This is a genomic window from Thiocystis violascens DSM 198 (genome assembly GCF_000227745.2).
GTDB lineage: Bacteria > Pseudomonadota > Gammaproteobacteria > Chromatiales > Chromatiaceae > Chromatium > Chromatium violascens.
Window position 1 is genome coordinate 3157417 of the sequence record NC_018012.1, and the last position, 25379, is coordinate 3182795.

Consider the following 25379-nt stretch of genomic DNA (forward strand, 5'->3'; position numbering starts at 1 on the left):
TCGTGCAGCGGCGGATAGAGCGAGGCGTCATCCGAGAGCGCCAGGCCCCGGTAGCAGCCATGGCCGCGGCAGCAGAACCAGCGCGCCTTGAACCAGCAGCGAGGGCGGAAAAGACCGGCTCGGTGTGGTGGCGGATGTGCACCCGATCATCAAGGGTTCGGGCGTGCGAACGGCAATGCCGCAGGCTTCCGAGGCGCACATGGAGCCATCGCCTTATTCCGCCTCCCTCAGAGGATTGAAACGCCGCCAGTGGACCAGATACGGCGGTTGTTGTCCAGGCATCAGCTCCATCAGCGCCTCCATCCGCCGCCCCCTTTGGCCGGCGATGTCATCCGTGACCAGAATCCGATACAGCGGTCCGCCACGATTCGCCGCGCGCGGTCCCCGTGCGCCGGGCACGGTGGTTGTGTCCCGCTCGACGATCTGAAGCTGGGCATCCTCCAGCGAAATCCCCTGGGTGGCGGCCAGGATGGCCGGCGACGCAAACGCCAGCTCGGGATCCGCGCCCTCGCCCTCGACAGTGACCTCCGGAGCAAGCCGCCGGTAAATTTCCTGGGTCATCCCAAGCACCTGCCGCAATTCCTCGACAGCGACAAATGGTCCGTCCTTGGCGCCAATGGCGGCCCCGGCATCGCGATAGTCGTCATCCTCCGCGCCATTGAGCTGAGTCAGATCGTCCTCGTCGCGCCAGTCGGCGATCGCGTCCGCCAGTTGGGCGGCGGCGTCCTCGGAGACCCCGAGGATTTCCAGCAGGCTGGTCAGCACCGTCGGCTCGGTCTGATTCAGATTGAGCCGCGACAGTTCGTTCATCACCGAGATGGTCAACTCCGTGCCCGCGAAACGCCACCGATGGGGGGCGCCATTCGGTCGCCATTCTGCGGATTCCGCCGTCTCGTCGTCCAGTTCGAGCGCTGGCGGTTCGTCTTGAATGGCATCGGGCATCAGGAACCGCAAGGCGGTATAGGCGATGGCCGCGTCGCTCAACAGACGAAACCGGGTGGTCGCGACGTGATTCTCGGTCAAGGCCATTTCGGTGCGCTGGGCGGTGGTCATGCTGACCGCCATCACCGTGAGCAGGGTCAGCACCCACAGAACTAGCATCAAGGCAATGCCGCGCTGACGTTTCATGGGGCGCGTCAGGAACGCCGTCCGGGCAGCGCGATGACGAGATCCGGCCAGGTTCGCGCGGCGGTGGTCAGACGGATGCGCAATTGCGTGGGCGGATTCGCCTGTTCAAACCAGTCCTCATGCCAGTCGGGTTCGGTCTCTCCCTCCGCCAGCCCAAGGTAGAGAATCTCGAAGGCGTCGACCCGGTCGAGAAGCAGGGTTCGACCGAAGGCGCCATCGGCCGCGTCCAGGTCGACGGGAAGATCCGCCACGGATCGCGCGCCATCCTTGTCCAAAGGTTCCCAGGGCGGAAACCCGTCGCCGCCCTCCAGCACCTCCGGATGCAGCAGCCAGCGCGTCAGGACGAGCGCGCGCGAATTCCCCCGGTCTTCCAGGGTCAGACGCAGCACATAGAGCCCCGAGACGCCAACCTGCTCCGACAGGGGCGCGGCGAATTCGAGGCTTTCCGCATCCCCCCCAAAAATCGCGACCGTTTCGGCCTCGACGAGGGTCGACGCGACCCTGGCTTGACTCAGGATGCGCGCTAGAAAGCCGTGAGCCAACCGGAGTTCTCCAATTTGCTCCGTGGCGGCATCGACGCTTTCCCAGGCGCGCAGACCGAGACGCAGCCCCGAAAATAAGAGTAGAGCGATCAGACTGATCATGGCCAGCGCGATCAGCAGCTCGACCAGGGTAAAACCGCCGCCACGTTTCTCCGTCACCGTTGCACGCATCATCGAATCGGCTCCTGTTAGAGACGCTCGCCCAGACGCAGCGTCGAGACGGTCAGCCGGCGGACGCGGCCGGCCTCCTCCCAAAGCGCGGTTGCCTGCACGCGATAGGGCATGACCGGCGGTTCCGTTTGCCCGGCGCTCAACCCCATGCTCGGATCAGGCGACGCGACATCCTCCTCGATCTCGAACGGGGCCACGGTGACCTCCCAGGCGAAGCCATCCTCGGGCTCACCCGAGACCGTGCCTTCCTCCAATGGAATGTCGACACCGACGGCGGCGAGCTTCGATTCGACCAGCGACGCCGCCTGGCTGTATTGAGAAGAGACGAGGGTCGCCAGACTCGCGCGAGAGAATATTTCCAGGAGCACGCCAAGCGTGATCGCCAGGATGGCGAAGGCCACCAGCACCTCCAGCAGGGAAAAGCCACGCTGGCGGCGGGTGCTCACGGCGTTTCCCAGGGCGCCAACTCGATTCGTCCCGTGAGCCAGGTCACCCCGATCTGATAACCATGATCGCGATAGGTCACGAGGATGCGCCCGCCGGTCGAGCTGCCATCCGGGAAGAAGCGGATGACGCCCTGTCGGTCATCCAGCATCTCGCGGCTGGCCGTCTCCAACTCGACCTTCAGGCGTTTGGGCAGATTCAGGGTGCGATAACCCTGGAGTGCAAGCTGGCGCGCCTCGACATCGACCAGCAACTCCGTCTCGATGCCCTGCCGGATGGCCGATTCCCTGGCCAGCCGAAGGGTCGCGGCGGTCCGACGCGCGGCGGACTTCATTTCGACGCCGGGGAAGGCGGCGGAAAACAGGGAGGGAACCGCGGTCATCATCAGCGCCGCGATCGCCAGAACCACCAGCAGCTCGACCAGGGTAAACCCGGCTGTCCTGAACGGCGAGGACGCGATCATGGTTTTGCTGGCCGGCATGAGGAGAACCCGATATCCAGCGATAGCGTGGATGGTTTCAGGGCGATGGGGCACGCCATGCCCCAGGCCGATGGCGCGTTACTCCCAACCGCGGATGTCCGCGTTCTCGCCGTCGCCGCCGTCGCGATTGTCGGCGCCGAGCGACCAGAGATCGAAGCTCCCGTTTTCGCCGGGGTAGCGGTACTGATATTCAAACCCCCAGGGATCCTTGGGCACGTCGCTTTTCTTCAGATAGGGTCCGTTCCAGTTCGGAACGTCCCCCGGTTTTTCGACCAGCGCCTTGATGTCGGTTGGATAATGGCCAAGCTCCAACCGGTACAGGTCGAGCGTGGCGGCAAGATCCTCGATCTGAAGTTTGGCCGTCTTGGTCTTGGAACTGCCCAGGAATTTCATCACCTGCGGACCCACCAGACCGGCGAGCAGCCCGAGGATGGCGAGGACGACCAGCAGTTCGACCAGCGTGAAGCCGCGACGACGTGGATTTCGCATGAAACGCATCTGCATGACCTCGATACCCCTGTCCGATTCGGAATGAATTGCGCGAGCATTGTAGGACGCGCGGGCAAAACGGCCAAGCATCGGCGCTTTCCCCAGCAATTCTCAGTTTGAACTTAATCGAACGCGATAACCGGACGTAGGGGAAGGTTTCAAACCCGCCCCTTGTATCTTGAACCTCGTGGTAGCTAGCTCCCATCACACGAGGCGGCGGCAGCTTGCACCCTGAAGGCGCTGACCTTGTGGCGTCGATGAAGCCCGCCGTCTCACCTCGCACGCCAGCGCTGACACTGAACGGTATCCAAGGGGCGAACCCTGCATGCACAAGGCCAGTGGGCGCGATCCTTGTCTTTCCCGTTGTTGTCCTGCGGTAAAGTAGCCGACTCCCGCTGCCCGACACGACCTGGAACCAGAAACACCCCGATGGCCCTCAAGAAATCCGAACTCTACTCTTCCCTCTGGCGGTCCTGCGACGAGCTGCGCGGGGGCATGGATGCGAGTCAGTACAAGGACTATGTGCTGGTCCTGCTGTTCGTCAAATATGTCTCCGACAAATACGCCCAGGATCCGGATCCCGATGCCCCGATCGTCGTCCCGCGCGGCGGCGGGTTCGCGGACATGGTGGCGGCCAAGGGCGACAAGGAGATCGGCGACCGGATCAACAAGATCATCGGCCGGCTGGCCGATGCCAACGACAGCCTCAAGGGCGCGATCAACGTCGCCAACTTCAATGACGAGGAAAAGCTCGGCAAGGCGAAAGAGATGGTCGACCGGCTCACCAAACTGGTGGCCATCTTCGAGGGACTGGATTTCGGCAAGAACCGCATCGAAGGCGACGACCTGCTGGGCGACGCCTACGAATACCTGATGCGCCACTTCGCCACCGAGTCGGGCAAGAGCAAAGGCCAGTTCTACACCCCGGCGGAAGTCTCGCGCGTCATGTCGATGGTGATCGATCTGGGACGGGCGACCAGCGGCGCGCAGTCGATCTACGACCCGACCTGTGGCTCGGGATCCCTGCTCCTGAAGGCCCATGACGAAGCGAAAACCCGCACCGGCAAGGATCTGACGCTCTACGGCCAGGAGATGGACAACGCCACCGCCGCGCTCGCGCGCATGAACATGGTGCTGCACGACTGCCCCGAGGCCGACATCTGGCAGGCCAACAGCCTCGCCGCGCCACATTTCAAACACTCGGACGGCAACCTCAAGACCTTCGATTATCTGGTCGCCAATCCGCCTTTCTCCAACAAAAACTGGACCAGCGGTCTGAACGCGGCCAGCGATCTCTACGGACGGTTCGAGTACGGCATCCCACCGGACAAGAACGGCGATTACGCCTTTCTGCTGCACATGCTGAAAAGTATGAAGAGCACCGGCAAGGCGGCGGTCATCCTGCCCCATGGCGTGCTGTTCCGGGGGAATGCCGAGGCCGAGATCCGTCGGCGTATCGTCGGGCAGGGCTACATCAAGGGCATCATCGGCCTGCCGGCCAACCTCTTCTATGGCACCGGCATCCCCGCCTGCATCATCGTCATGGACAAGGAAGGCGCGGCCGGGCGCAAGGGTCTCTTCATGGTCGATGCCAGCAAAGGCTACATCAAGGACGGCAATAAGAACCGCCTGCGTGCCCAGGACATCCACCGGATCGTCGATACCTTCACCCGACAGGTGGAGATCCCGAAGTATGCGCGTCTGGTGCCGCTGGCCGAGATCGCCGCCAACGACTTCAACCTCAATCTGCCGCGCTACATCGACAGCACCGAACCCGAGGACTGGCAAGACATCGCGGCACATCTGAAGGGCGGCATCCCCAACCGCGACCTCGACGGGCTGGCCGACTATTGGCAGGTCTTCCCCAGTGTGCGCCGCGAACTCTTTGCCGATGCTGACCGCCCCGGTTACAGCCAGCTCAAGATCGAGGCCGGGCGCATCAAGGCCAGTATCTTCGGCCACCCGGAGTTCACCACCTTCAATGCACAGGCCACGGAGCATTTTGATGCCTGGCGGCAGGCCAATACACCGCTGCTCACCGGCATCCGGATCGGCGACCGCCCCAAGCGGCTGATCGAAACCCTCTCGGAAAACCTGCTGGAGACCTTCCGCGCCGTGCCGCTGATCGACCCCTATGATGTCTATCAGCACCTGATGGATTATTGGGCCGAGACGATGCAGGACGATGCCTGGATGCTGGTCAGCGACGGCTGGCAAGCGGTTCAGGATGGCAGGCCCAATACCGACCTGATCCCGCCCGCGCTGATCATTGCCCGCTATTTTGCCGACGAACAGGCGACCGTCGAACGACTGGAGGCCAAGCGCGATGCCATCAGCCGCCAGATGGAGGAGATGGACGATGAACAGGGCGGCGAGGAGGGTCTGCTGAATGCGGCGGCCCGAACCGAACGGGGCAAGCTCACGGCCAGGAGCGTCAAGGATCAGCTCAAGGCTATCCAAGGCGATCCGAACGCGGCGGACGAACGCCAGGCGCTGGAAGACTATGCCGCATTGATCGAACAGGAAGGCGCCGCCAGCAAGGCCGTGAAAGCGGCGAAAAAGGCGCTCGATGCCAAGGTCGCAGCCAAGTATGGGCAACTCACCGAGGCCGAGATCAAGACCCTGGTGGTGGACGACAAATGGCTCGCCAGCCTCGCCGCCGGCGTGCAGGGTGAATTGGACCGCGTCAGTCAGGCGCTCACCGGGCGCATTCGGCAACTGGCTGACCGCTATGACACGCCGCTGCCCGATCTCCTCAATGAAGTGGAGGGGTTGGCCGCGCGGGTCGATGGACATTTGCAGCGGATGGGATTCAGCTCGTGAAGAAATATCTGGACAAACAGTGAAATTGGCTTGGAACGCAGTCTTTAAGCCTGCTAGTCTGTACGGTAATAAACCGTATGGAGAAAGAGCATGTCCGAAGCCATCGAGCGATTCGACATCCGCTTGCCCGCCAACGCCAAGCAACTGCTGATGCAGGCGGCGGACATCAGCGGCAACACCCTGACTGGCCTTGTGCTGAACGCCGCTCTGGACAAAGCGCGGGAAATCCTGCGCAGCCACCAGCACTTCATGCTGAACGCCGAGGAATGGCGTCGGTTCGCCGAAACGCTGGACCATCCCCCCGCGCCGAACGACGCCCTGCAAGCCGCCTGGCGCGAGTACCGGGATGCCGGACTGGAATGAAGATCGTCGCGTTCGATCCCCGCCGCCACCATCGCGCGGGTTTTGCGTGCGGCCATGACGGGCTGGACGAGTATCTGAGGCGCTACGCGAGCCAGAGTCTGCGCAACCACCTGGCGCGGGTGTACGTCGCCGAGGACGGCGACGCCAGGGTGCTGGGCTATTACACCCTGTCCGCGGCGTCCCTTGGCCACGACGAATTCCCCGAACCCATGGCTCGCCGTTTGCCAAAGTATCCGGTTCCAGCCGTCTTGATCGGGCGCATGGCGAGCGACCGCCAGGCGCGCGAATCCGGCCTGCGCATTGGTTCGCGCCTCTTGATCCACGCCCTCAAGCAAGCCATCCGCGCCGCCGACACGATCGGCGTGCAATGCGTCATCGTGGACAGCAAGCCGGAAGCCGTGGCGTTTTATCGGCGTTTCGGGTTCATCCCGTTGACGGAGGATGGGTTGAAGCTCTATCTGCCGATCGCGACGGTTAAGACGTTGGATCATCAGCATGAAACAGTCGAGCCGGCCTGAAAGGGACTCGGATCAGCATCGCCCGCTCAGGTTCCCGCCGGCCGGCGGCTTCATGAATTGAGAGGTAACAACCATGTTTGCGATCGAAATGGAAACCACGATCGATGACGCAGGCAACGTGCATCTACCGGAACACTATCGCCAGTTCTACGGCAAGACCGCACGGCTATTGTTGCTCGTGTCCGATGACGAAGAGGGGATCGCCATTTCCCGTCTCTCCGAGCCAGCGTTGGAAAAGGTCTGGAACAACGAAGACGATGCCATCTATGACCAGCTATAGCTTTGGCGATGTCGTGCTGGTGCCGTTTCCGTTCAGCGACCTGACGGAGCGCAAGCAACGCCCCGCCGTGATCGTCAGTCCCACCGCCTATCAGCAGGCGCGTCCGGATTGCATCCTGCTTGCGATCACCAGTCAGATTCGTGCCCCGCTGGGCTATGGCGAGGCGCTGATCGATGCCTGGCAAGCGGCTGGATTATTGAAGCCATCCGTGTTCAAGCCGCTTGTTTTCACGCTGGAGCAATCGGTGATCCGGCGACGACTGGGCGTTCTGGTTCAGAGCGATCAGGAGACGCTCGGCGGGATTCTCCGGCGGATCATTCAGCAAGGGCTTACGACATGAGCGGCACCGCAGCGATTCCGCCCGGTTATAAGCAGACCGAGGTGGGGGTGATTCCGGAGAAGTGGGACGCAAAGTCTGTGCGCGAATTTGCCCAGATCAAGACCGGCCCTTTCGGAACGCTTCTGAAGGCAAGCGAATATTCGTACAGCGAGGGAGTGCCGTTAATTTCGGTCGGCGAAATTGGTACAGGTTGCTTCAAAGTTACTGAGCACACGCCGCTTGTACCTGGCGCTGTAGTTCGTCGCATTCCTCAGTATGTCCTCCGAACGGGCGATGTCGTTTTTGGGCGAAAGGGGGCAGTTGAGCGGTCCGCACTTGTCACAGAAAACGAAAGTGGTTGGTTTCTTGGCTCAGACGGAATAAGCATTCGGCCACACAGCGACTGTCATCCACCATATCTCGCGTCCCAGCTCCAGAGCCATCAAGTTCAGTCGTGGCTTCTCCAGAATGCTACTGGAACTACGATGGCATCGCTGAATCAGGAAATCTTGGGGCGCGTCCAAATTCCCATCGCGCCCATCCCCGAACAACGAGCCATCGCCGCCGCGCTGTCGGATGTGGATGCCCTGCTCGCCAAGCTCGACCAGCTCATCGCCAAGAAGCGCGACCTCAAACAGGCCGCCATGCAGCAACTCCTCACCGGCCAAACCCGACTCCCCGGTTTCAGCGGAGAGTGGGAGGTGAAGCGGTTGGGGGATTTGTTCAAGTTCAGTGGCGGCCATTCTGCCTCGCGCGACCAACTATCGACCGAAGGTTATTACTACCTGCATTACGGGGATATTCACGGCTCTTCAAAGACCACGATAGATACAAGCGCAGACCATCAATACATTCCGAAGTTAGCTATTGCGCTTAAGCGAATCTCGCCTGATTCACTCCTCGCCGATGGTGACGTTGTTTTCGTTGACGCATCGGAAGACGACGAAGGCACGAGCAGGCACGTCGTGGTGGTGAACAAGGATGGCCTGCCATTCATTGCCGGACTGCACACCATCGTTGCTAAGGGGCGGACTGCCGAGTTGGCTCACGACTATCGGCGCTACTGTTTCAAGACGGCGGCGATACGTCAGCAGTTTATGTTCTATGCCGTGGGCACCAAGGTATCCGGCATCAGCAAGACCAACATTGCGAAGCTGACGCTGCCGGTTCCATCAGTCCCCGAACAAACCGCCATCGCCAGCATCCTCTCCGACATGGATGCGGAACTTTCAGCACTGGTGGCGCGCCGCGACAAGACCCGCGCCCTCAAACAGGGCATGATGCGGGAACTGCTGACCGGACGGATCCGGCTGAGATGACCGGCAGCGACTCACCTGTCTGCCGCATCATTGCCGGGCCGAATGGCGCGGGTAAGACGACTTTCGCGCTCCGCTATCTGCCCGCTATTGCCGTCACGGCCTTCGTCAATGCCGATCTGATCGCCGCCGGACTCTCGCCGCTGGCTCCCGAACAGCAACAGATCACGGCCAGCCGCCTGTTCCTGCATGAGATCGAGCGTCATGCACAGGCCGGTCGCGATTTTGCCTTTGAGACCACTCTGTCTGGGCGGGGCTATCTGCGTCTGATCGAGCGCCTGCGCGCCGAAGGTTGGCGGGTGATGTTGATCTATCTGGCTCTGCCGTCGATGGAGATGTCCCGGTTGCGGGTGCAGGAGCGGGTCAGGCACGGTGGACACGACATCCCTCAGGCCGCGATCGAGCGCCGTTTCGCCCGTGGCTTGCGAAACCTGCTCGGCGATTACGGCACTGCCGCGAGCGAAACCATCTGTTTCATGAACACCGGCGCCTCTCCGTCGCTCGTGTTCAGTCAGCAGGGCGCGCGGCGCGACATCGACAATCCCGGCCTTTTCGACCTTCTCATACAGGGTACCAAACCATGAGCGAACCCTCCGAACACATCCGCCTCATGTGGGAGAGCCTGAAACAGGTTGCCGCCGAGACGCTTGACCACAAGCGCCGTCTCGGTCAATACGCCGTGGTCTGGCAAGACGGCAAACCGGCCATCGTCGGCGGCGAAATGGATGCGCACCGGACTTCGCTCCCTGCCGCGACAAGACCCGCGCCCTCAAGCAGGGCATGATGCTGGACACAGCGATCCTTGATTTTATATTGGAATCGATAAATTATCCGTTTTTGGATAAAAACGGATAATTCCATGATCCACTATCCTCGCACCACCCTGGCCGAACAACTGGTGGCGGCGCTTGAAGGCAGCATGGTCTTCAGCGACGCCCACAACGGGCTGTTTCTCGCCGCGCCACGCCGCACCGGCAAGTCCACTTTCTTGCAATCCGATCTGAGTCCCGCGCTGGAGCGGCATGGGATCGTCGTCATCTATGTCGATCTCTGGGCCGATGTGCGCCGCGATCCGGGTGTCTTGATCACGGAGGCGATTGGTCGAACCCTGCAGGCGCGTCTGGGCCGGGTCGCCAAGACCGCCAGGGCGGCCGGCCTGGAGAGCCTGAGCATTGCCGGATTCAAGATCGACACGAGCAGGATCGGCAAGCAGGATGGGGCGACCCTGCCCGATGCGCTGCGCGCCCTTCACGAAACGGCACAAGCGCCTGTGACCCTGATCGTCGACGAGGCTCAGCATGCGCTGACCAGCGAGGCCGGAGAAGCCACCATGGCCGCGCTCAAATCGGCGCGGGATCAACTCAACCGACCCGACAGGATCAACCTGATGCTGGTGATGTCCGGCTCGGATCGGGATAAATTGCTGCGTCTGGTCAACACGAACGGCGCGCCCTTTTTTGGCTCGCAGATTCAGCGCATGCCCGAGCTGGACCGTGGATTCATCGAACATATCGCTGAATTGATCGAAACCCAACGTCCAGACCTGAGCCCCGTGGATTCAGCAACGCTGTTTGCTGCCTTCCAGGGGTTTGGATACCGCCCGCAATTTTTCATGGAAGCCCTCGGGCAGGCGCTGAGTCCCTTGTCGGGCTTGACGATCCGTTGCGAGCAGGCGGTGCTGGAGGCGGCTTCCCTGCGACAGGCGGACGACGAGGCCCAGATGGAATCCGAGTATCTCAGTCTGAAGCCGGTCGAACAGGCGGTGCTCTGGCGACTCCTGGAGCAGGGTCAGCGGTTTCGACCCTATGACATGGAGGCGCTGCGCTTCTACCAAGAAAAATCTGGCGTCAACGTGACTGCGCAGAAGGCTCAAAATGCGCTCGAAGCACTGCGGCAACGCACCCCGGCGCTGGTCTGGAAATCCGCGCGGGGTGAATATGCCGTGGATGATGCCGCCATGCATCGGTGGTTCGAGACACGGGTGGCGGAAGGTCGCTGGCCGCCGCAGGAAAGACAAACCGACCTGGATCTGTTTGACGAGGACACATGAGCACTGTTGGCCAGACCGAAAAGAAGACCCAGGCCCGCGTCATCGCCCTGTTTCGCGAGCGGCTGGACTACGACTATCTGGGCAACTGGATCGACCGCCCCGGCAACGCCAATATCGAGCCGGATCTGTTGACCGCCTGGCTGAACCGGCAGGGCGTCAGCGACAGCCTCATCAGCCGGGCGCTGCATGAACTCAACCGGGTGGCCTCCGACACCAGCAAGCGTCTCTACGACCGCAATCAGGCGGTTTATGACCTGCTGCGCTATGGGGTGAAGGTGCAACCGGCGGCGGGCGTGAATCATGTCACGGTCTGGCTGATCGACTGGAAGGATCCGGTGAAAAACCATTTCGCCATCGCCGAGGAGGTCACGGTTAAGGGCGCGGATGCCAAGGCCAGCACCAAGCGCCCGGATGTGGTGATCTATATCAACGGTCTCGCGTTGGGCCTGCTGGAACTGAAACGCTCCATCGTGTCGGTCGCCGAGGGCATCCGCCAAAACCTGGACAACCAGCAGAAGACATTCATCGAGCCCTTTTTCGCGACCCTGCAATGGGTGATGGCCGGCAACGACAGCGAGGGGCTGCGCTACGGGACCATCGAGACGCGGGAGAAGTATTACCTCCAATGGAACGAGGATGGCGGTCCTCATGCCGCCGAACCGGTGCGGCTGGACCGGCATCTGTTGCAGATATGCGAGAAGGCGCGGTTCCTCGAACTGATCCACGATTTCGTGGTGTTCGATGCCGGCACCAAAAAGGTCTGCCGCCAGAATCAGTATTTCGGGGTCAAGGCCGCGCAGGTGTTCATCCGCCGTCGCGAGGGCGGGATCATCTGGCACACCCAGGGTAGCGGTAAATCGCTGACCATGGTCTGGCTGGCCAAGTGGATCCGCGAGCATCTGCCCGAGGCGCGGGTGCTCATCATCACGGATCGCACCGAGTTGGACGAACAGATCGAAAAGGTCTTCAAGGGCGTCAACGAGCAGGTGTACCGCACCCGCAGCGGCGCGGACCTGATCGCGACACTCAACAGCCCGGAAGAATCGCTGATCTGTTCGCTGGTGCATAAATTCAGCGCCACCGGCAACGAGGAAACGGACAGCGCCGCCGCCACCAAGGCATTCATCCAGACCATGCAGGTACTGCCGTCCGACTTCCGTGCGAAAGGCGACCTCTATGTCTTCGTCGACGAGTGCCACCGCACCCAGTCCGGCGATCTGCACCAGGCGATGAAGGCCATTCTGCCCCATGCCCTGTTCATCGGCTTCACCGGCACGCCGCTCCTGAAGGTCGACAAACGGACCAGCATCGAGATCTTTGGACGCTACATCGACACCTACAAGTTCGACCAGGCGGTGCGCGAGGGCGTGGTCCTGGATCTGCGCTATGAGGCGCGGGACATCGACCAGGCGATCAGTTCGCCGGGCAAGATCGATGACTGGTTCGAGGCCAAGACGCAGGGGCTGAACGATCTGGCCAAGGCGCAGCTCAAGCAGAAATGGGGCACCATGCAGCGGGTGCTGTCCAGTCAGTCGCGGCTGTCGAAGATCGTGGCCGACATCCTCCTGGACATGAACCAGAAATCGCGCCTGATGGATGGCCACGGCAACGCCATGCTGGTCGCGGGCAGCATCTATGAGGCGTGCAAGCTCTATGAACTCTTTGCCGGCACCGAGCTGAAGGGCAAATGCGCGATCGTCACCAGCTATACGCCAAGCATCGCGGACACCAAGGGCGAAACCACCGGCGAGGGCGAGACCGAGGCGCTGTTCAAGTATCGGATCTATTCCCAGATGCTGGCCGACTGGTTCAACGAACCACCGGAGACCGCCATCCACAAGGTCGAGCGTTTCGAGCAGCAGGTGAAGACGGCCTTCATCGACCAGCCGGGGCAGATGAAGCTTCTGATCGTGGTCGACAAGCTGCTGACCGGGTTCGATGCGCCCTCGGCGACCTATCTCTACATCGACAAACAGATGCGCGACCATGGTCTGTTTCAGGCCATCTGCCGCGTCAACCGGCTCGACGGCGAGAGCAAGGAATACGGTTACATCGTCGACTACAAGGATCTGTTCAAGAGCCTGGAAGGCGCGGTGCGCGATTACACCAGCGGCGCCTTCGAGACCTACGATCAGGAGGACGTGAAAGGGCTGCTGGAAAACCGGCTGGACAAGGCGCGTGAAGATCTGGAAGCCGCCCGCGAGGCGGTGAAGGCGTTGTGCGAACCGGTGGCGATGCCCCGGAATACCCAGGACTATCTGCACTATTTCTGCGCCCAGGAGTCAGGCCATGCCGGGCAGCTTAAGGCCAACGAGCCAAAACGGCTGAAGCTCTACAAGTTCGTGGCTACTCTGCTGCGCGCCTACGCCGATCTCGCCAGTGACCTGGCCAAGGCTGGCTATTCGCCTGACGCCATCTACCGGCTCAAGGGCGAGGTCGATCATGCCACCAAGGTGCGCGACGAAGTCAGACTGGCCAGCGGCGATGACATCGATCTCAAGGCATACGAGCCGGCCATGCGGCACCTGATCGACACCTACATTCGGGCCGAGGACAGCCAGAAAGTTTCCGCCTTTGACGAGATGAGTCTGGTTCAGCTCATCGTCGAGCGTGGTCCGGACGCCGTGGAGTCACTGCCCAAGGGGATCCAAAAGAATCAGGAAGCGGTCGCCGAGACGATCGAAAACAACGTCCGCAAGCTCATCATCGACGAATCGCCCATCGATCCGGCCTATTACGCGCGTATGTCCAAACTACTGGACGCCCTGATCGAGCAGCGGCGTAAGAGGGTGTAGACAAAAATAATTGAGCTGCTATTTGTATACCAGTCTACAACTGAGCTGGTGTGCGCTGATGTCGAAAGCTGGTCGTCCCCCCAAGATTCACGAGGCGGAGCAAGCGGTATTGCGTCAAATTGTCACGGATCGCCCGACCTCCACGCTGTCAGAGATTGCCCGGGAACTCGCGGCACGGACGGGAATCGAGGCTCATGAAGCAACGATTCGCAAGTCCTTGCGGGAGGCGGGCGTCACGCGCCTCCGGGGCGAGAGTGGTCTCGAGGCGCAAGCGCGCGCAACGCCGCGTCGGTATGGGTATACGGATGCGCATCGTCGCCACGACCCCGACCAAAGCTACCCAAGTTGTCTGACCGATGCGGAGTGGGACTTGGTCGCCGCTCTCTTTGAGATGCCGGGCGGGCGGGGTCAACCGCCCCGCGTGTCGCGCCGGAGCATCCTGGAGGCGTGTTGCTACGTGGTGCGCACGGGGTGCGCGTGGCGGATGCTGCCGCACGATTTCGCGCCTTGGCAGAATGTCTACAAGACGTTTCGCCGTTGGAGTGCGGCTGGGAAGTTTGAGCAGATGCATGATCGACTGCGGGGGCAATGGCGCGAACGCGAGGGGCGTGAGATCGCGCCGACGGCGGCGGTGCTGGATGCGCAATCGACCCGCGGCTCGCCGCAGGGTGGACCGAGCGGCTTTGATGCGGGCAAGCAGGTCAAGGGGCGCAAGCGCAGCCTGGTGGTCGATACCTTGGGGTTCGTGTTGGCGGTGAGCGTGGTCGCGGCCAATCTTCAGGACCGCGATGCCGCCTCGGGCGCCGTCGCTGACGCGGCCGCCAAGTACCCCCAGATCAACACGCTGTTTGTCGATAGCGCCTACGCCGGTCAATTTGCCCAAACCACCGAGCAGACCCACGCGATCCGCGTGGAAGTCGTGCGCCATCCAGCCAACAAAAGCGTTGGCTCCTGGCACGTGGACGGGGCGCCTGACCGAGTGGTGATCGCCAACGCCGACGGCTTCGTTCCGCTGCCGAAGCGCTGGGTTGTCGAGCGCACCCATGCGTGGAATGAGCGTGCCCGTCGATTGATCATGCATCATGACCGTCTGCCAGCGGTCTCCGAAACCTGGGTTTGGCTGGCGGAGGCGCGCATCCTGCTGCGGCGGTTGACCACAACGGTTTGATTTTGTCTACACCCTCTAAGGGAGCATTGAGTTACCGGAACTATCTGGAGCAGATCGCAATGTTGACGCAGCAAGCCAGCCGTCCGGGAGGAACGCCAGGCAGTTATCCATCAAAGGTCGAGACGGCGGCACAACGGGCGCTCTACAACAATCTGGGCGAAGACGAAGGGCTGACGATGGCGGTCGATCAGGGGATTCGGGACAACCGAAAAGACGATTGGAAACACAGTCCCATGAAGACCAAGCGCGTCCGGCGCGCCATCCGTGAGGCGCTGAACGGAGACGACGCCTTGACCGAGCGGATTCTGGAACTGGCGAAGCATCAGAATGACTACTGACAGGCACCAATTCAGCGTGGCCGGCATCCAGGTCGAAGTCGTGCGGAAGGACATCAAGAACCTGCATCTGGGGGTCTATCCGCCCCATGGGCGGGTGCGGGTGGCCGTACCGCTGGTGGTGAGCGATGACGCCGTGCGGCTGGCGGTGTTGGATAAGCTGAGTTGGATCAAGCGGCATCAGGCCAGGTTTGCCGAACAACCGCGTCAATCGCCACGCGAGATGATCGGCGGGGAGACGCATTACGTCCTGGGAAGCCCTTATCGGTTGCAGGTCCACATCCAGGACCGACCGGCCCGGATCGCCCTGCGCGGTCTGGATCGGCTGGATCTGTTCGTGCGCCCCGACACCACGGCGGAACAGCGGGAGGCCATCCTGTGGCGCTGGCATCGTGAGCGACTGCGCGAGCTGATCCCGCCGTTACTGGCGCAATGGCAGCCGGTCCTGGGCGTACAGGCGGCCGACTGGGGCATCAAGAAGATGAAAACCCGCTGGGGAAGCTGCAACGTCACGGCGCGGAGGGTCTGGTTCAATCTGGAACTGGCCAAGAAGCCGGTACGATGCCTGGAATACATCGTGGTACATGAACTCATGCACCTGCTGGAACGCCACCACAATGAGCGGTTCACGGCGCTGATGGATGCCCACCTGCCGACGTGGCGGCAGTCGCGGGAGATCTTGAACAGCCTGCCGCTGGGGCATGAGGAGTGGAGCGAGTGATTGGTGGATTGGCCCTGCAAACAATGGCTGCGCTCAGCGACGGGCAATTTCTCCTCTCGGCCTTGCCTGATCCACATTGCGATCCTAAACTAACCCCGTTCGAGTTCTAAAGTCGCTGAAACGGCTTGCTTGCTTTCATCCGACTCAAGATCCTGCATGCGCCCTTCGACCTTCACAGCCACGACTCAACCGGCCGCGATTCGCGACTGGCTGTCGCGTCGCGCGTGTGTGCCTGGCGGCGCTGGTCAGGGTCGATCGGGATCAAATTTCGCTCGTTACCCAAGGCGCGCGCCCTCCATCCGCGCCGAATTTGGCAATCGCCACTTCGGCACAACGACGGCTCGCACCATCTGATCGTCTGACCGGCCTTCCCCCGTCAGTCGATCTGGCGGGGAACGCAAAGACCGGACGCTTCAAGCTCCACTTCCCGGTTCTCATTCTTCCTCGCCGCTTTCAGGCTCGACCCTGTCGGTCGCGCCCAGACCGCGCCTGTGTGCGCAGCGAGGATGAGCAACATGGCGAATCGACAACTCTTTGCATCCACTCGGGGCCGTTTGGCATCGCCGGCCAACGCGCGCAATGAAGCCGGCGGCTTGGCCTATGCGTTCTCCCCCAAGGCCGCCCTGGCGCAACTGGCGATGACTGGAACGCTCGCCAATGCCTTCTATGCCGACACCGAGACTCAGCTCGCGAGCCTGCTGGAGGTGGCGCGTCAGGTCGAACCGCGCGATGTGGCGCAGGTCGCGATCTTTGCTCGTCGCCAGAGCTACATGAAAGACACCCCAGCGGTGCTGGTGGCTTGGCTGACCTCGTCGATCCCGCACTCGCCAAGCGCATTTTCCTGCGGGTCATCGACAATGGGCGGATGCTGCGCAACTTCGTGCAGGTCATGCGGCGCTGCACGATGCCATGGAGATCGCCCTGGAGAATGTACCGACACTCGCGGGCCAGATCTATCTCCTGCCCGATGTCTCGGGGATCCAGCGCCCCGTGACGGGCGATCGCCGGGGCGCATCCAGCCAGGTGAGCTGCCGCGATGTGGCGCCCCTGATCGTCTCGGCGATCCTGCGCCAAAATCGAAGCCATGGAGGTGTAAACGAGTTGGCCTGCTGGAGGGGAATGCAGCCGGGAATCCATGTCTTGAAAACATCGCCAAGCTCTCGACACCCCTTGTCTCCTCCGGCGGGCACTGAGAGGTTGTGAAGAAATCGATTTTCGCCCAGTGATGGCGACAGCGCTGCCCTTTGTGCTGCGCGCAGAGCCGCGAGGCGGAGAGGAAGCCATCATCGGGAAATGGGGCGATCAATCGGCAGAGATCGGCAGAGATCGGCAGAATTCGCGCCGAAACCGACGACATTATTTATAATCAGTGCCTTATGCGGTTACTGTGGTTCCGCTAGACGCGCCTTTCCCGTCGCCCAGCAGACTCGGCGCCAAGGCGAGTGTACGCATGAGATTGTGGGCGAGGGCATGCAGCAGGAGCACACAGCGGACTTTGGCGGCACCACGCACCCGCAGTCGGGTCAGGCCGCGTTCGCGCGCCTGGGCGTTGACGCATTCGGCGGTGGCTGCCCGCTTTTTGTAGATCGCCTTGGCCGCGTCCGTTCCCATGCGTTCACGCCAGGCGCCGACGGCGGCGCTGTCGCCGTCCTTGGCGACATGCGGGTCGGTGGCGGCATCTTTCGGTTTGGGCACCGGAGCGTAGACTAAGGTGTGCGCGCCGGCGCGATCCAATTGGTCATGGGCCGGATAGCCACCGTCGACCAGCCACTCATCGGGGCTCTGTCCGCAACGCTCCTCGACCTGCTCGATCATGGGTAGGAGTTGCGCCATGTCGGTGCCGACGGTAACCGCCGCGACACCGACGACGACTTGGCTGGCGGTGTCGGTGGCGTATTGACCGTTGTAGGCGGGACGGAAGCCCCCGTCGCCCATCTTCATGACCGTGGCTTCGGCATCGGTGGTGGAGGCCCGCGCCTGCTCGCGCGGCTTGCCTTGCTTGGCCTTGATCTCGGCCAGTTCGGGCAACCGCTCCAGCGCCTGCTCGATGCGCTCCCGGCGCTCCCGCGCGGCCCGCTCGCGCGCCGCCTGTTGGCGCCGGGTCCGCGCCCCGGAGTTCTCTTCGGCCTGCTGCTTGAGGGCGGCAACCTGCGCCCGCGCCTCTTCCAGGCACCGCTCCAGCGTCTCACCGCGCCGAAACGAGGCCGCGCCGGCACTGGCGCGGATGCGCACGCCGTCCTGTGCGACCCGCTTGAGGGTCACGGCCCCCACCGCCATCAGGGCCGCGACACTGTCGGTCAGCACCGCCTCGAACGTCTCGCCATGGGCGCTGCGGAAATCCGACAGAGTGTGATGGTTGACCTGCACGCCGCCGCAGATCCAGCGATAGGCATCATGCGCTTGGGTCAGGCGCGCCACGCTTCGCGCCGTGCCCACCCCATCGAGCGTGGCATAGAGCCACAGGGCGAACAGGATCTCCGGGGCGATCGCGGTGCGCCCACTGCCGCCTTCCACCGCGCGGATGTCGGCGTACATCCGGCTCAAGTCGGCCTGTTCCACCCAGGCCCAGACAACCCGCGCCCGGTGCTCTTCGGGCAGCAGCGAGTCCAGGTCGCTCGGGCGCAGTTCCCGTTGCGTCCGGTTGGGCCAGCGCACCCGCGCCACCCCGGGGGGCGGCGCCTGACGCTGCTCGGCCTGGGCCAGCAGGTCCGGGACGCCGTCGAACAGGCCAGGTTGGAGATCATCCGCCATCGTTTGCTCGCCGGGGGCCATTGCTTCGATGGGGCTATTTTACCGCCCCCCAGGAGCAGCGGCCAGGCCGCGAGGTTTTTTCACAGCCTCTGAGTTCGGGCGAATGCGGGTGGGCGTTCAACGCTTTATCGGTCAGCCGACGACGGTCGGCATTCCGGTCGTGCCGGGAGACCCGTCCCCCCATCTTGTCGCCCTTTTGTTTCGCGACGAATGCGGTTCGAGAGCATTAGAAAAGGTGTGGAGTCCTTCGCCCCGTTCACAGGCGGAGAAGTCGTTCAAGGATGGACATGAGCATGAACCCTGTCGGCCATCTTGTCATCGCCCTTTTTTCGGCCACGAATGCCGCTGGCGCTACTTTGTGTCGCGGGTTCGAGTCCCGCCATCGCGTCAGCGATGTAGCTCAGTCGGTAGAGTAAAAGTCTGGCCTTGTGCCAGGCGTCGGCACCCTTGTCGCGGCCACCTTTTTAGAACTGGGGATCGTCAGACGATCCCCGCATGGTCGGTCCACACCGAACCGACCCGAATCGTGCCGCTCGGCAAGCGGCCTGGAGGACAGATGCCCATCAAGCAAGTGATCACCGAGGGCGAGCGGCCGGTCAAGGTCTGGACCGACGACCTCGATCCGCGTTCGCGCGAGCAATTGACCAATCTCTCCAAGCTGCCGTTCATCCATCATCATGTCGCCGCCATGCCCGATGTGCACGCCGGGATTGGCGCCACCATCGGCAGCGTCATTGCCACGCATCAGGCGATCATCCCGGCCGCCGTCGGGGTCGACATCGGGTGCGGCATGGCCGCCGCGCGCACTTCGCTGAGCGCCGAGCAGATCGACGAGCGCGTGCTTAAAAAAGTCTTCGACCAGATCAGCCGGGATGTGCCGGTCGGGCGAGCCCAGCACAAAGACGAGCGCGCCTTGAGCGAGGCCGCCGCGCCGTTCGCCGCGCCGCTCCAGGCGATGACCGACCGACACCCGCAACTGCTCAAGGCGTTCGGGCGTTTCTCCAACTGGGTGAACCAGATGGGTACCCTGGGCGGTGGCAATCACTTCATCGAGGTCTGTCTGGATGAAGCCGGCCAGGTGTGGGTCATGCTGCACTCGGGCAGCCGGGGCATCGGCAACGCCATCGGCACCTATTTCATCGAGCTGGCCAGGCGCGACATGGAACGCTGGTTTATCCAGCTCCCCGACCGCGATCTGGCCTATTTCCCGGAGGGCAGCGCGCATTTCGACGACTACGTGACCGCCGTCTCCTGGGCGCAAGCCCTATGCCCGCGAGAACCGCGATCAGATGATGACGTTGGTGCTCGCCGCGCTGGCCCGGCATCTGCCGGTCTTTGCGGTGACGACGGAGGTGGTCGACTGCCATCACAACTATGTCGAGCGCGAGCATCATTACGGCGCGGATGTCTGGGTGACCCGCAAGGGCGCGATCCGGGCACGCGCCGGCGATCTGGGCATCATCCCCGGCAGCATGGGGGCGCGCAGCTACATCGTGCGCGGTCTGGGCAACCCGGACAGCTTCTGTTCCAGTGCCCACGGCGCCGGGCGGCGCATGAGCCGCACCGCCGCCGAGAAGCAGTTCACCGCGGCGGACCTCGCGGCGCAGACGGCGGGCGTCATCTGTCGGAAGGACAAGGGCGTGCTCGACGAGATTCCCGGCGCCTACAAGGACATCGATCAAGTCATGGCCAATCAGGCGGATCTCGTCGAGGTGGTGCATACCCTCAAGCAGGTGGTGTGTGTGAAGGGGTGATCTAGACGCAATGGTTTTACCAGGACGGCCCCATCGTTTGGGACCAAGCGTGTTTTTATTGACCGCAACCTGGGACTAAGTACTTCATGGCGTATGCGGTGGAAAACGATTTGTTTGCGATGCTGCAAAGCCTGGGGGTACGTTTCGTCCTGAATGCGGTCATCGCCGGCGATCCCGATGCGGCCGAAACACTGCACAGTACGTAGGCGCTGTTAGAGCACACGACGACGCTGGCACTGCCAACGCTGATCTGGCTGAACGCCCACCTGGGGAGCCTGGAATTCAATCGGCAACCCATCGTGGAGATGGAGCTTTTTCGGGTCCATGCCGCACGCATCCTCGGCTGGGTAACGCTGCCGCACTACACGGCGCAAACATTTGGACAGGATGTCGAGCAGCTGCTGAAGCAGCGCTGGACGTTTCAGGAGGCACACGAGCGCCTGAACCTGATGCCGCAGATGCGCCTGCTGAAAGTCAAGGAAGCGCTCTGGGTGCAGTTGGATCGGATCTTTGCGACGGAGCTTTAAAATGCGGTGGCAGCAGCTTGGCGATGATGTCGACCTTGCACCCAGGGGATCGCCCGCCATCCGCCATCGGCCATCCGTCGCCGCACCGGAACAGACTCGGCGGAGAAGAGCATAAGGAGAGTAGGGCTTCCGTCGGTGACGGGTGCTTTATTCGAGTCTGATCAAGCTGTAGCGTCTCATGCCAACCGATGACGCAGTGGGGGGAGCAATTGGGGAACCGCTTAAATCAATTACGACATAAGTAATTGAATTAAAAATTATTTCTTCATTTATTGGCGGAGAGGGTGGGATTCGAACCCACGGTACGCTCGCGCGTACACCTGATTTCGAGTCAGGCCCATTCGGCCACTCTGGCACCTCTCCGGGAACTGTCGATCTGCACCGAAATGCAGACCGTGCATTTTAATCCTGGGGGCGCTTCCTGTCTATCCGATTTAACCTCCACGCCTGCCAGAGTGTTTAAACCGGCCCGTGCCGTCTAACTGGTGTCTGCATCGTCAGGCGATCCAGCGCTGAATTTTTACCCCGCCGACTTGAACAACAGCGGCAGTACGTCATCGTAACGGGAGGCGAAGTGCACCTTCAGCCCCTTGCGGACATGCTCCGGGACTTCCTCGAAGTCCCCCCGATTATCCTCGGGCAGGATGATTTCCTTGATCCCGGCGCGGCGCGCAGCGATGAGTTTTTCGCGGATGCCGCCGACCGGGAAGACTTCGCCGGTCAGGGTAATCTCGCCGGTCATGGCGATGCGGCGGACCGGTTCGTTGCGCGCCAGCGAGAGCAAGGCGGAGGTCAGGGTGACGCCAGCGGAGGGGCCATCCTTGGGCGTGGCGCCGGCGGGAACGTGGACGTGAATAAACGATTTCTCGAAGAAGGTCGGATCGGCGCCGAATTCCTTGGCATGACTGACCAGATAGCCGTAAGCGATCTCGGCGGATTCCTTCATGACATCGCCCAACTGTCCGGTCAGCTTGAAACCGCGGGTGAAGCTGTGGGTGCGCGCGGCCTCGATGGAAAGTGTCGCGCCGCCCATCGCGGTCCAGGCCAGGCCGGTGACGACGCCGGGGCCGCTCAACTTGCGCTCGTCGCGAAAGACCGGACTGCCGAGATAACCCTTGAGGTCCGTTTCGGCGATGTCGATCGGCGTCTCTTCGCCCTCCAGCATCCGCACCGCGACCTTGCGCACGATCTTGCCGAGTTGTTTTTCCAGCCGACGCACACCGGCGTCGCGCGCGTAGCCCTCGATCAGCGCGCGCAGGGTTTTGGTGTCTAGCTTGACCGCGCCCTTGGACAGGCCCGCCCGGTCGATCTGGCGCGGCAGGAGATATTTTTTGGCGATCTGGAGCTTTTCCTCGGCGATATAGCCGGAGAGCTGGATGACCTCCATGCGGTCGAGCAGCGGGCCGGGAATGCTGTCCAACTGATTGGCGGTACAGACGAACAGCACCTTGGAAAGGTCGAAGCGCAGGTCTAGATAGTGATCGAGAAAATCCGAGTTCTGTTCCGGGTCCAGCACTTCCAGCAGGGCCGAGGCCGGGTCGCCGTGGTAAGAGGCGCCAATCTTGTCGATCTCGTCGAGCATGATGACCGGGTTGGCGGTTCCGGCGTCCTTCATGGCCTGCAGAAATTTGCCGGGCATGGCGCCGATATAGGTGCGCCGGTGGCCCTTGATTTCGGCCTCGTCCCGGATGCCGCCGACCGAGAAGCGGAAGAACCGTCGACCCAGGGCGTCGGCGATGGAGTGGCCGATGGAGGTTTTGCCCACGCCGGGCGGGCCGACCAGCAGGATGATGGAGCCGGCGATCTCGCCTTTGTGGATGCCGACCGCGAGGAATTCGAGGATGCGCTTTTTGACATCCTCCAGGCCGTAATGGTCGCGGTCGAGGACGCGGCGGGCGCGCTTGAGATCCAGTTTATCCGCCGAGTGCTTGCCCCAGGGCAGCAGGGTAATCCAGTCGAGGTAGTTGCGGGTGACCGAATACTCGGGCGAGCCGGTCTCCAGGATACCCATCTTCTCCAATTCTTCCTCGACCTGTTTTTTCGCCTGTTCGGTCAGGATCAAATCCTTGATCCGCGAACGGAACTTGTCGATTTCGGCGGTGCGGTCGTCCTTGGCGATGCCAAGCTCTTTCTGGATCGCCTTGAGCTGCTCGCGCAGAAAGAACTCGCGCTGCTGCTTCTGCATCTTCTCCTCGACCGTGCGCCGGATCTTCTGCTGGGCGCGGGCCAGTTCGAGTTCGTTGTTGAGCAGAACCAGCACCTTTTCCATGCGCTGAAGCAGCGGGAGAATCTCCAGCACGTCCTGCAATTGCTCCTTGGTGGAGGTCGTCAGGCTGGCCGCGAAATCGGCGAGATGCGAGGGATCGTCCGGACCGAAGCGGTCCAGGAACATCCGCAGTTCTTCCACGTACAGCGGATTGAGCGGCAGCAACTCCTTGATGGTGTTGATGACCGCCATGGCATAGGCTTTGATTTCGCTGCTCGGCGGGCCGGCGGGTTCGGGCAGATAGGTGACGCGGGCGCGGAAGGGCACCTCGCGGTGCGCCCAACCGGCAATGCGGAAGCGCTGGAGACATTCCACCAGCACTTGCAGATGACCGTCCTGCTGATGGATGCGATGGACCCGGCAGGCGGTGCCGATGGCGTGAAAATTCCCGGTGGTGGCTTCCTCCGAGGTTTCGCTGTCCACCAAGAGGACGCCGAGCATTTTGTGCTCGGTGTCGGCCACCGCCTTCATGGTCGAGGCCCAATGTTCGGCATCCATCATCAGCGGAACCGCCTGCCCAGGGAAAAAGGGCCGAGAGGCGACGGGCAGGATATGAATCTCGGTAGGCAGGACATCGTTGGCGCGCGCGAGCTGGATCGGCTCCAGAGTCTCGCTGACGCCATCCTCGCTCGCATGATCCCCGCGTTCCTCATCCGACATGCCATGTACCTCGCTTGAAAAACCCTGATCCGGGGTAGCGAATTTCAGGTCTTTGGCGCGGATTTGCAAGCCCAGGCGCTGGTCAAGACGGGAGTGATTCGCCCTCAAGGCCCTGATCTACACCGCCTGGGCCGCATCGACGCCATCAACACAAACAAAGATGGCAGCACCGCTCGGTTGAGTCTCGTCTGCGGTGATCTGACGTGCGACGGCGCGCGCGTCGCCGACCATCCAGCACACACGATGGCAGGTCGAGATGGTTTTTGCTAAATGCAGCTTCATGGACTCATCACCTATCACATTCTGGCAAACTGCCGCTCAGTCGATGTTGAGGTGATTGAGGATCATGGGAAGCGTCAAACGATTGGCTGATGAAGTGGCGTGCGGGCTGCGCGAGGTGCACCCGCGTCTGCGCAAGACGGTGGTGAGCAAGCTGGCGTTGGCGGTCGGGGCGATGATCGAAGGCCAAACCCCGAACACGGTGGAGTTGGCCAATCTGCTGCCCTTGGACACCGAGCGGCAGGACATGCGCGAGCAATGGCTGAGGCGTTTGCTGAAGAATCCGCGGTTGGGTCCGGGAATGGTGATTGAGCCCTTTGCACGAGCGGAGTTGGCGAAGGCGGCCAGCCATGGTCAGACGGTGTTGTTGAGCCTGGACCAAACCGATTTGGGTGATCGGATGGCGCTGCTGATGGTGGCGTTGCGGGTGGGTGATCGCGCGATACCGCTGGCGTGGCGGGCTGAGGAAGGGGCGGCCAATCTCGGCTTCGCGGGCCAGCAGGTGGTGTTGGAGCCGCTCCTGGCCTGGCTGCCGTCCGGGGCGCGCGTGCTGCTATCGGCGGACCGGTTCTATCCGTCGGCGGGCCTGTTCGGGTGGCTCCAAGCCCGGGGCTGGAGCGACCGGCTGCGCCTGAAGAGCAACGTGCTAACGGATACCGGGCAGGGCGATGAGACGACGACGGGCGCGTTGGCACACGGGGTGACGGAACGTTACTTCACCGGTGTGCGCCTGTTTGCGCAGGGGGTGATCACGAACCTCGGGATCCTGCACGAGGATGGCCACCCCGAGCCGTGGATCATTGCCATGGACGCCGCCCCGACACGGGCAAGCGTGCTTGACGACGCTGCTCGCTGGGCCATCGAACCGATGTTCTCCGACGTCAAGGGCCGGGGCTTCGACTTGGAGGATTCGCAACTCCAGCATGCCGAGCGTTTGGAGCGACTGGTGCTCATCATGGCCTTGGCCATGTACTGGTGTGTTCGCGCCGGCCGAGACGAGGGGCTGAACGATCCGACACCACTCGAAAAAAAGTCCAGGCGCAGAACGACCCCGCGCATTGGAGCTTCAGGAAACTCTATCGTAGCCTGGTCTCGTGGTTCACGCGCGGCCTGCGCCGTCTGAAGCGGTGCCTTCAAAACGACCTCCCGTTGCCCGCTTTTCATGCCCGTGAGTAACTGATAGGTGATGAGGCTTCATG

24 protein-coding genes, 1 tRNA gene and 1 pseudogene are annotated in these 25379 nt (G+C 62.3%); 17 read left to right on the plus strand and 9 right to left on the minus strand.

All coding sequences use genetic code 11. From position 1 onward, the window contains the following. Nucleotides 1-213: 213 nt before the first annotated feature. The 5 genes from THIVI_RS13925 to gspG form a co-directional block, all read right to left on the minus strand. Entirely contained in the window at nt 214-1128 is a 915-nt protein-coding gene (locus tag THIVI_RS13925; RefSeq protein WP_014779212.1) for a type II secretion system minor pseudopilin, read from the minus strand. Nucleotides 1129-1136: 8 nt separating this feature from the next. Continuing rightward, entirely contained in the window at nt 1137-1844 is a 708-nt protein-coding gene (locus THIVI_RS13930; protein ID WP_014779213.1) for a prepilin-type N-terminal cleavage/methylation domain-containing protein, read from the minus strand. Between the two features lie 14 nt (nt 1845-1858). Continuing rightward, a complete protein-coding gene (locus THIVI_RS13935; RefSeq protein WP_014779214.1) occupies nt 1859-2287 on the minus strand; it encodes a type IV pilus modification PilV family protein in 429 nt (142 codons plus the stop codon). Then, nucleotides 2284-2766 (minus strand): GspH/FimT family pseudopilin, encoded by a 483-nt coding sequence (locus tag THIVI_RS13940; protein WP_014779215.1) that lies wholly within the window; start codon nt 2764-2766, stop codon nt 2284-2286. The genes THIVI_RS13935 and THIVI_RS13940 overlap by 4 nt, the downstream gene beginning before the upstream one ends. A 78-nt stretch (nt 2767-2844) precedes the next feature. Then, the gene (gspG, locus tag THIVI_RS13945) at nt 2845-3255 is read right to left on the minus strand and encodes a type II secretion system major pseudopilin GspG (RefSeq protein WP_425358600.1); all 411 of its coding nucleotides are present in this window, start codon (nt 3253-3255) and stop codon (nt 2845-2847) included. A 429-nt stretch (nt 3256-3684) separates the two neighbouring features. Between gspG and THIVI_RS13950 the strand changes: the two genes are divergently transcribed. The 13 genes from THIVI_RS13950 (at nt 3685) to THIVI_RS14010 (ending at nt 15943) form a co-directional block, all read left to right on the plus strand. Beyond that, nucleotides 3685-6078, plus strand: a complete 2394-nt coding sequence (locus THIVI_RS13950) for a type I restriction-modification system subunit M (RefSeq protein WP_014779217.1) — start codon at nt 3685-3687, stop codon at nt 6076-6078. Between the two features lie 90 nt (nt 6079-6168). After that, on the plus strand, nt 6169-6441 hold the full coding sequence (locus THIVI_RS13955) for a type II toxin-antitoxin system TacA family antitoxin (RefSeq protein WP_014779218.1): 273 nt from the start codon (nt 6169-6171) through the stop codon (nt 6439-6441). Next, nucleotides 6438-6959, plus strand: a complete 522-nt coding sequence (locus tag THIVI_RS13960) for a GNAT family N-acetyltransferase (RefSeq protein WP_014779219.1) — start codon at nt 6438-6440, stop codon at nt 6957-6959. Before THIVI_RS13955 ends, THIVI_RS13960 begins: the two co-directional genes overlap by 4 nt. 73 nt (nt 6960-7032) lie before the next feature. Then, nucleotides 7033-7239: a hypothetical protein gene (locus THIVI_RS13965; protein ID WP_014779220.1), complete on the plus strand. Its 207-nt coding sequence runs from the start codon at nt 7033-7035 to the stop codon at nt 7237-7239. Continuing rightward, nucleotides 7226-7579, plus strand: coding sequence for a type II toxin-antitoxin system PemK/MazF family toxin (locus THIVI_RS13970; protein WP_245537276.1), 354 nt, complete (start codon nt 7226-7228; stop codon nt 7577-7579). The genes THIVI_RS13965 and THIVI_RS13970 overlap by 14 nt, the downstream gene beginning before the upstream one ends. Beyond that, entirely contained in the window at nt 7576-8877 is a 1302-nt protein-coding gene (locus THIVI_RS22860; RefSeq protein ID WP_052315032.1) for a restriction endonuclease subunit S, read from the plus strand. The genes THIVI_RS13970 and THIVI_RS22860 overlap by 4 nt, the downstream gene beginning before the upstream one ends. Next, nucleotides 8874-9458, plus strand: coding sequence for an ATPase (locus THIVI_RS13980; RefSeq protein ID WP_014779222.1), 585 nt, complete (start codon nt 8874-8876; stop codon nt 9456-9458). The genes THIVI_RS22860 and THIVI_RS13980 overlap by 4 nt, the downstream gene beginning before the upstream one ends. Continuing rightward, nucleotides 9455-9658: a hypothetical protein gene (locus tag THIVI_RS13985; RefSeq protein ID WP_014779223.1), complete on the plus strand. Its 204-nt coding sequence runs from the start codon at nt 9455-9457 to the stop codon at nt 9656-9658. The genes THIVI_RS13980 and THIVI_RS13985 overlap by 4 nt, the downstream gene beginning before the upstream one ends. Nucleotides 9659-9733: 75 nt before the next feature. After that, nucleotides 9734-10924: an ATP-binding protein gene (locus THIVI_RS13990; protein WP_014779224.1), complete on the plus strand. Its 1191-nt coding sequence runs from the start codon at nt 9734-9736 to the stop codon at nt 10922-10924. Next, entirely contained in the window at nt 10921-13719 is a 2799-nt protein-coding gene (locus THIVI_RS13995; RefSeq protein WP_083845753.1) for a type I restriction endonuclease subunit R, read from the plus strand. Before THIVI_RS13990 ends, THIVI_RS13995 begins: the two co-directional genes overlap by 4 nt. Before the next feature lie 58 nt (nt 13720-13777). Beyond that, complete coding sequence (locus THIVI_RS14000) at nt 13778-14887, plus strand: IS5 family transposase (RefSeq protein WP_041447215.1); 1110 nt, start codon at nt 13778-13780, stop codon at nt 14885-14887. A 59-nt stretch (nt 14888-14946) separates the two neighbouring features. Then, a complete protein-coding gene (locus THIVI_RS14005) occupies nt 14947-15225 on the plus strand; it encodes a hypothetical protein (RefSeq protein ID WP_157174457.1) in 279 nt (92 codons plus the stop codon). After that, entirely contained in the window at nt 15215-15943 is a 729-nt protein-coding gene (locus THIVI_RS14010; protein ID WP_014779225.1) for a M48 family metallopeptidase, read from the plus strand. The genes THIVI_RS14005 and THIVI_RS14010 overlap by 11 nt, the downstream gene beginning before the upstream one ends. Before the next feature lie 1374 nt (nt 15944-17317). Here THIVI_RS14010 and THIVI_RS14020 read toward each other — a convergent pair. Beyond that, nucleotides 17318-18694: an IS1182-like element ISTvi2 family transposase gene (locus THIVI_RS14020; protein WP_014777777.1), complete on the minus strand. Its 1377-nt coding sequence runs from the start codon at nt 18692-18694 to the stop codon at nt 17318-17320. A 688-nt stretch (nt 18695-19382) separates the two neighbouring features. Here THIVI_RS14020 and THIVI_RS26075 point away from each other — a divergent pair. The 3 genes and pseudogenes from THIVI_RS26075 to THIVI_RS22865 all read left to right on the plus strand — a co-directional run. Next, nucleotides 19383-19898: pseudogene (locus THIVI_RS26075) on the plus strand (RtcB family protein); the annotation flags it as partial. 85 nt (nt 19899-19983) lie between these two features. Further along, entirely contained in the window at nt 19984-20448 is a 465-nt protein-coding gene (locus THIVI_RS26080) for an RtcB family protein (RefSeq protein ID WP_281054890.1), read from the plus strand. A 299-nt stretch (nt 20449-20747) separates the two neighbouring features. Further along, complete coding sequence (locus THIVI_RS22865) at nt 20748-20975, plus strand: hypothetical protein (RefSeq protein WP_157174458.1); 228 nt, start codon at nt 20748-20750, stop codon at nt 20973-20975. Nucleotides 20976-21248: 273 nt separating this feature from the next. Here the strand turns inward: THIVI_RS22865 and THIVI_RS14035 are convergent. The 3 genes from THIVI_RS14035 to THIVI_RS24760 all read right to left on the minus strand — a co-directional run bounded on the left by THIVI_RS14035 (nt 21249) and on the right by THIVI_RS24760 (nt 24183). After that, nucleotides 21249-21338: transfer RNA gene (locus THIVI_RS14035), tRNA-Ser, on the minus strand. A gap of 157 nt (nt 21339-21495) precedes the next feature. Further along, entirely contained in the window at nt 21496-23901 is a 2406-nt protein-coding gene (gene lon / locus THIVI_RS14040; protein ID WP_014779227.1) for an endopeptidase La, read from the minus strand. Between the two features lie 117 nt (nt 23902-24018). Next, nucleotides 24019-24183 carry a hypothetical protein gene (locus THIVI_RS24760; protein ID WP_014779228.1) on the minus strand — a complete coding sequence of 55 codons (165 nt, stop codon included), beginning with the start codon at nt 24181-24183 and terminating at the stop codon, nt 24019-24021. Between the two features lie 64 nt (nt 24184-24247). Here THIVI_RS24760 and THIVI_RS14045 point away from each other — a divergent pair, with 64 nt between their 5' ends. Then, entirely contained in the window at nt 24248-25303 is a 1056-nt protein-coding gene (locus THIVI_RS14045; protein ID WP_014777014.1) for a transposase, read from the plus strand. The last annotated feature ends 76 nt before the right edge of the window (nt 25304-25379 follow it).

Coding starts and splice junctions, on each gene's coding strand:
- THIVI_RS13960 (WP_014779219.1), top strand. CDS start 6,438: ATGAAGATCGTCGCGTTCGATCCCCGCCGCCACCATCGCGCGGGTTTT.
- THIVI_RS14005 (WP_157174457.1), top strand. CDS start 14,947: ATGTTGACGCAGCAAGCCAGCCGTCCGGGAGGAACGCCAGGCAGTTAT.
- THIVI_RS13980 (WP_014779222.1), top strand. CDS start 8,874: ATGACCGGCAGCGACTCACCTGTCTGCCGCATCATTGCCGGGCCGAAT.
- THIVI_RS14000 (WP_041447215.1), top strand. CDS start 13,778: ATGTCGAAAGCTGGTCGTCCCCCCAAGATTCACGAGGCGGAGCAAGCG.
- THIVI_RS14020 (WP_014777777.1), bottom strand. CDS start 18,694: ATGGCGGATGATCTCCAACCTGGCCTGTTCGACGGCGTCCCGGACCTG.
- THIVI_RS13990 (WP_014779224.1), top strand. CDS start 9,734: ATGATCCACTATCCTCGCACCACCCTGGCCGAACAACTGGTGGCGGCG.
- THIVI_RS22860 (WP_052315032.1), top strand. CDS start 7,576: ATGAGCGGCACCGCAGCGATTCCGCCCGGTTATAAGCAGACCGAGGTG.
- THIVI_RS13995 (WP_083845753.1), top strand. CDS start 10,921: ATGAGCACTGTTGGCCAGACCGAAAAGAAGACCCAGGCCCGCGTCATC.
- THIVI_RS13940 (WP_014779215.1), bottom strand. CDS start 2,766: ATGCCGGCCAGCAAAACCATGATCGCGTCCTCGCCGTTCAGGACAGCC.
- THIVI_RS13970 (WP_245537276.1), top strand. CDS start 7,226: ATGACCAGCTATAGCTTTGGCGATGTCGTGCTGGTGCCGTTTCCGTTC.
- THIVI_RS13930 (WP_014779213.1), bottom strand. CDS start 1,844: ATGATGCGTGCAACGGTGACGGAGAAACGTGGCGGCGGTTTTACCCTG.
- THIVI_RS13965 (WP_014779220.1), top strand. CDS start 7,033: ATGTTTGCGATCGAAATGGAAACCACGATCGATGACGCAGGCAACGTG.
- THIVI_RS26080 (WP_281054890.1), top strand. CDS start 19,984: ATGATGACGTTGGTGCTCGCCGCGCTGGCCCGGCATCTGCCGGTCTTT.
- THIVI_RS13925 (WP_014779212.1), bottom strand. CDS start 1,128: ATGAAACGTCAGCGCGGCATTGCCTTGATGCTAGTTCTGTGGGTGCTG.
- THIVI_RS14010 (WP_014779225.1), top strand. CDS start 15,215: ATGACTACTGACAGGCACCAATTCAGCGTGGCCGGCATCCAGGTCGAA.
- THIVI_RS13950 (WP_014779217.1), top strand. CDS start 3,685: ATGGCCCTCAAGAAATCCGAACTCTACTCTTCCCTCTGGCGGTCCTGC.
- lon (WP_014779227.1), bottom strand. CDS start 23,901: ATGTCGGATGAGGAACGCGGGGATCATGCGAGCGAGGATGGCGTCAGC.
- THIVI_RS13985 (WP_014779223.1), top strand. CDS start 9,455: ATGAGCGAACCCTCCGAACACATCCGCCTCATGTGGGAGAGCCTGAAA.
- THIVI_RS24760 (WP_014779228.1), bottom strand. CDS start 24,183: ATGAAGCTGCATTTAGCAAAAACCATCTCGACCTGCCATCGTGTGTGC.
- THIVI_RS13955 (WP_014779218.1), top strand. CDS start 6,169: ATGTCCGAAGCCATCGAGCGATTCGACATCCGCTTGCCCGCCAACGCC.
- gspG (WP_425358600.1), bottom strand. CDS start 3,255: ATGCGAAATCCACGTCGTCGCGGCTTCACGCTGGTCGAACTGCTGGTC.
- THIVI_RS14045 (WP_014777014.1), top strand. CDS start 24,248: ATGGGAAGCGTCAAACGATTGGCTGATGAAGTGGCGTGCGGGCTGCGC.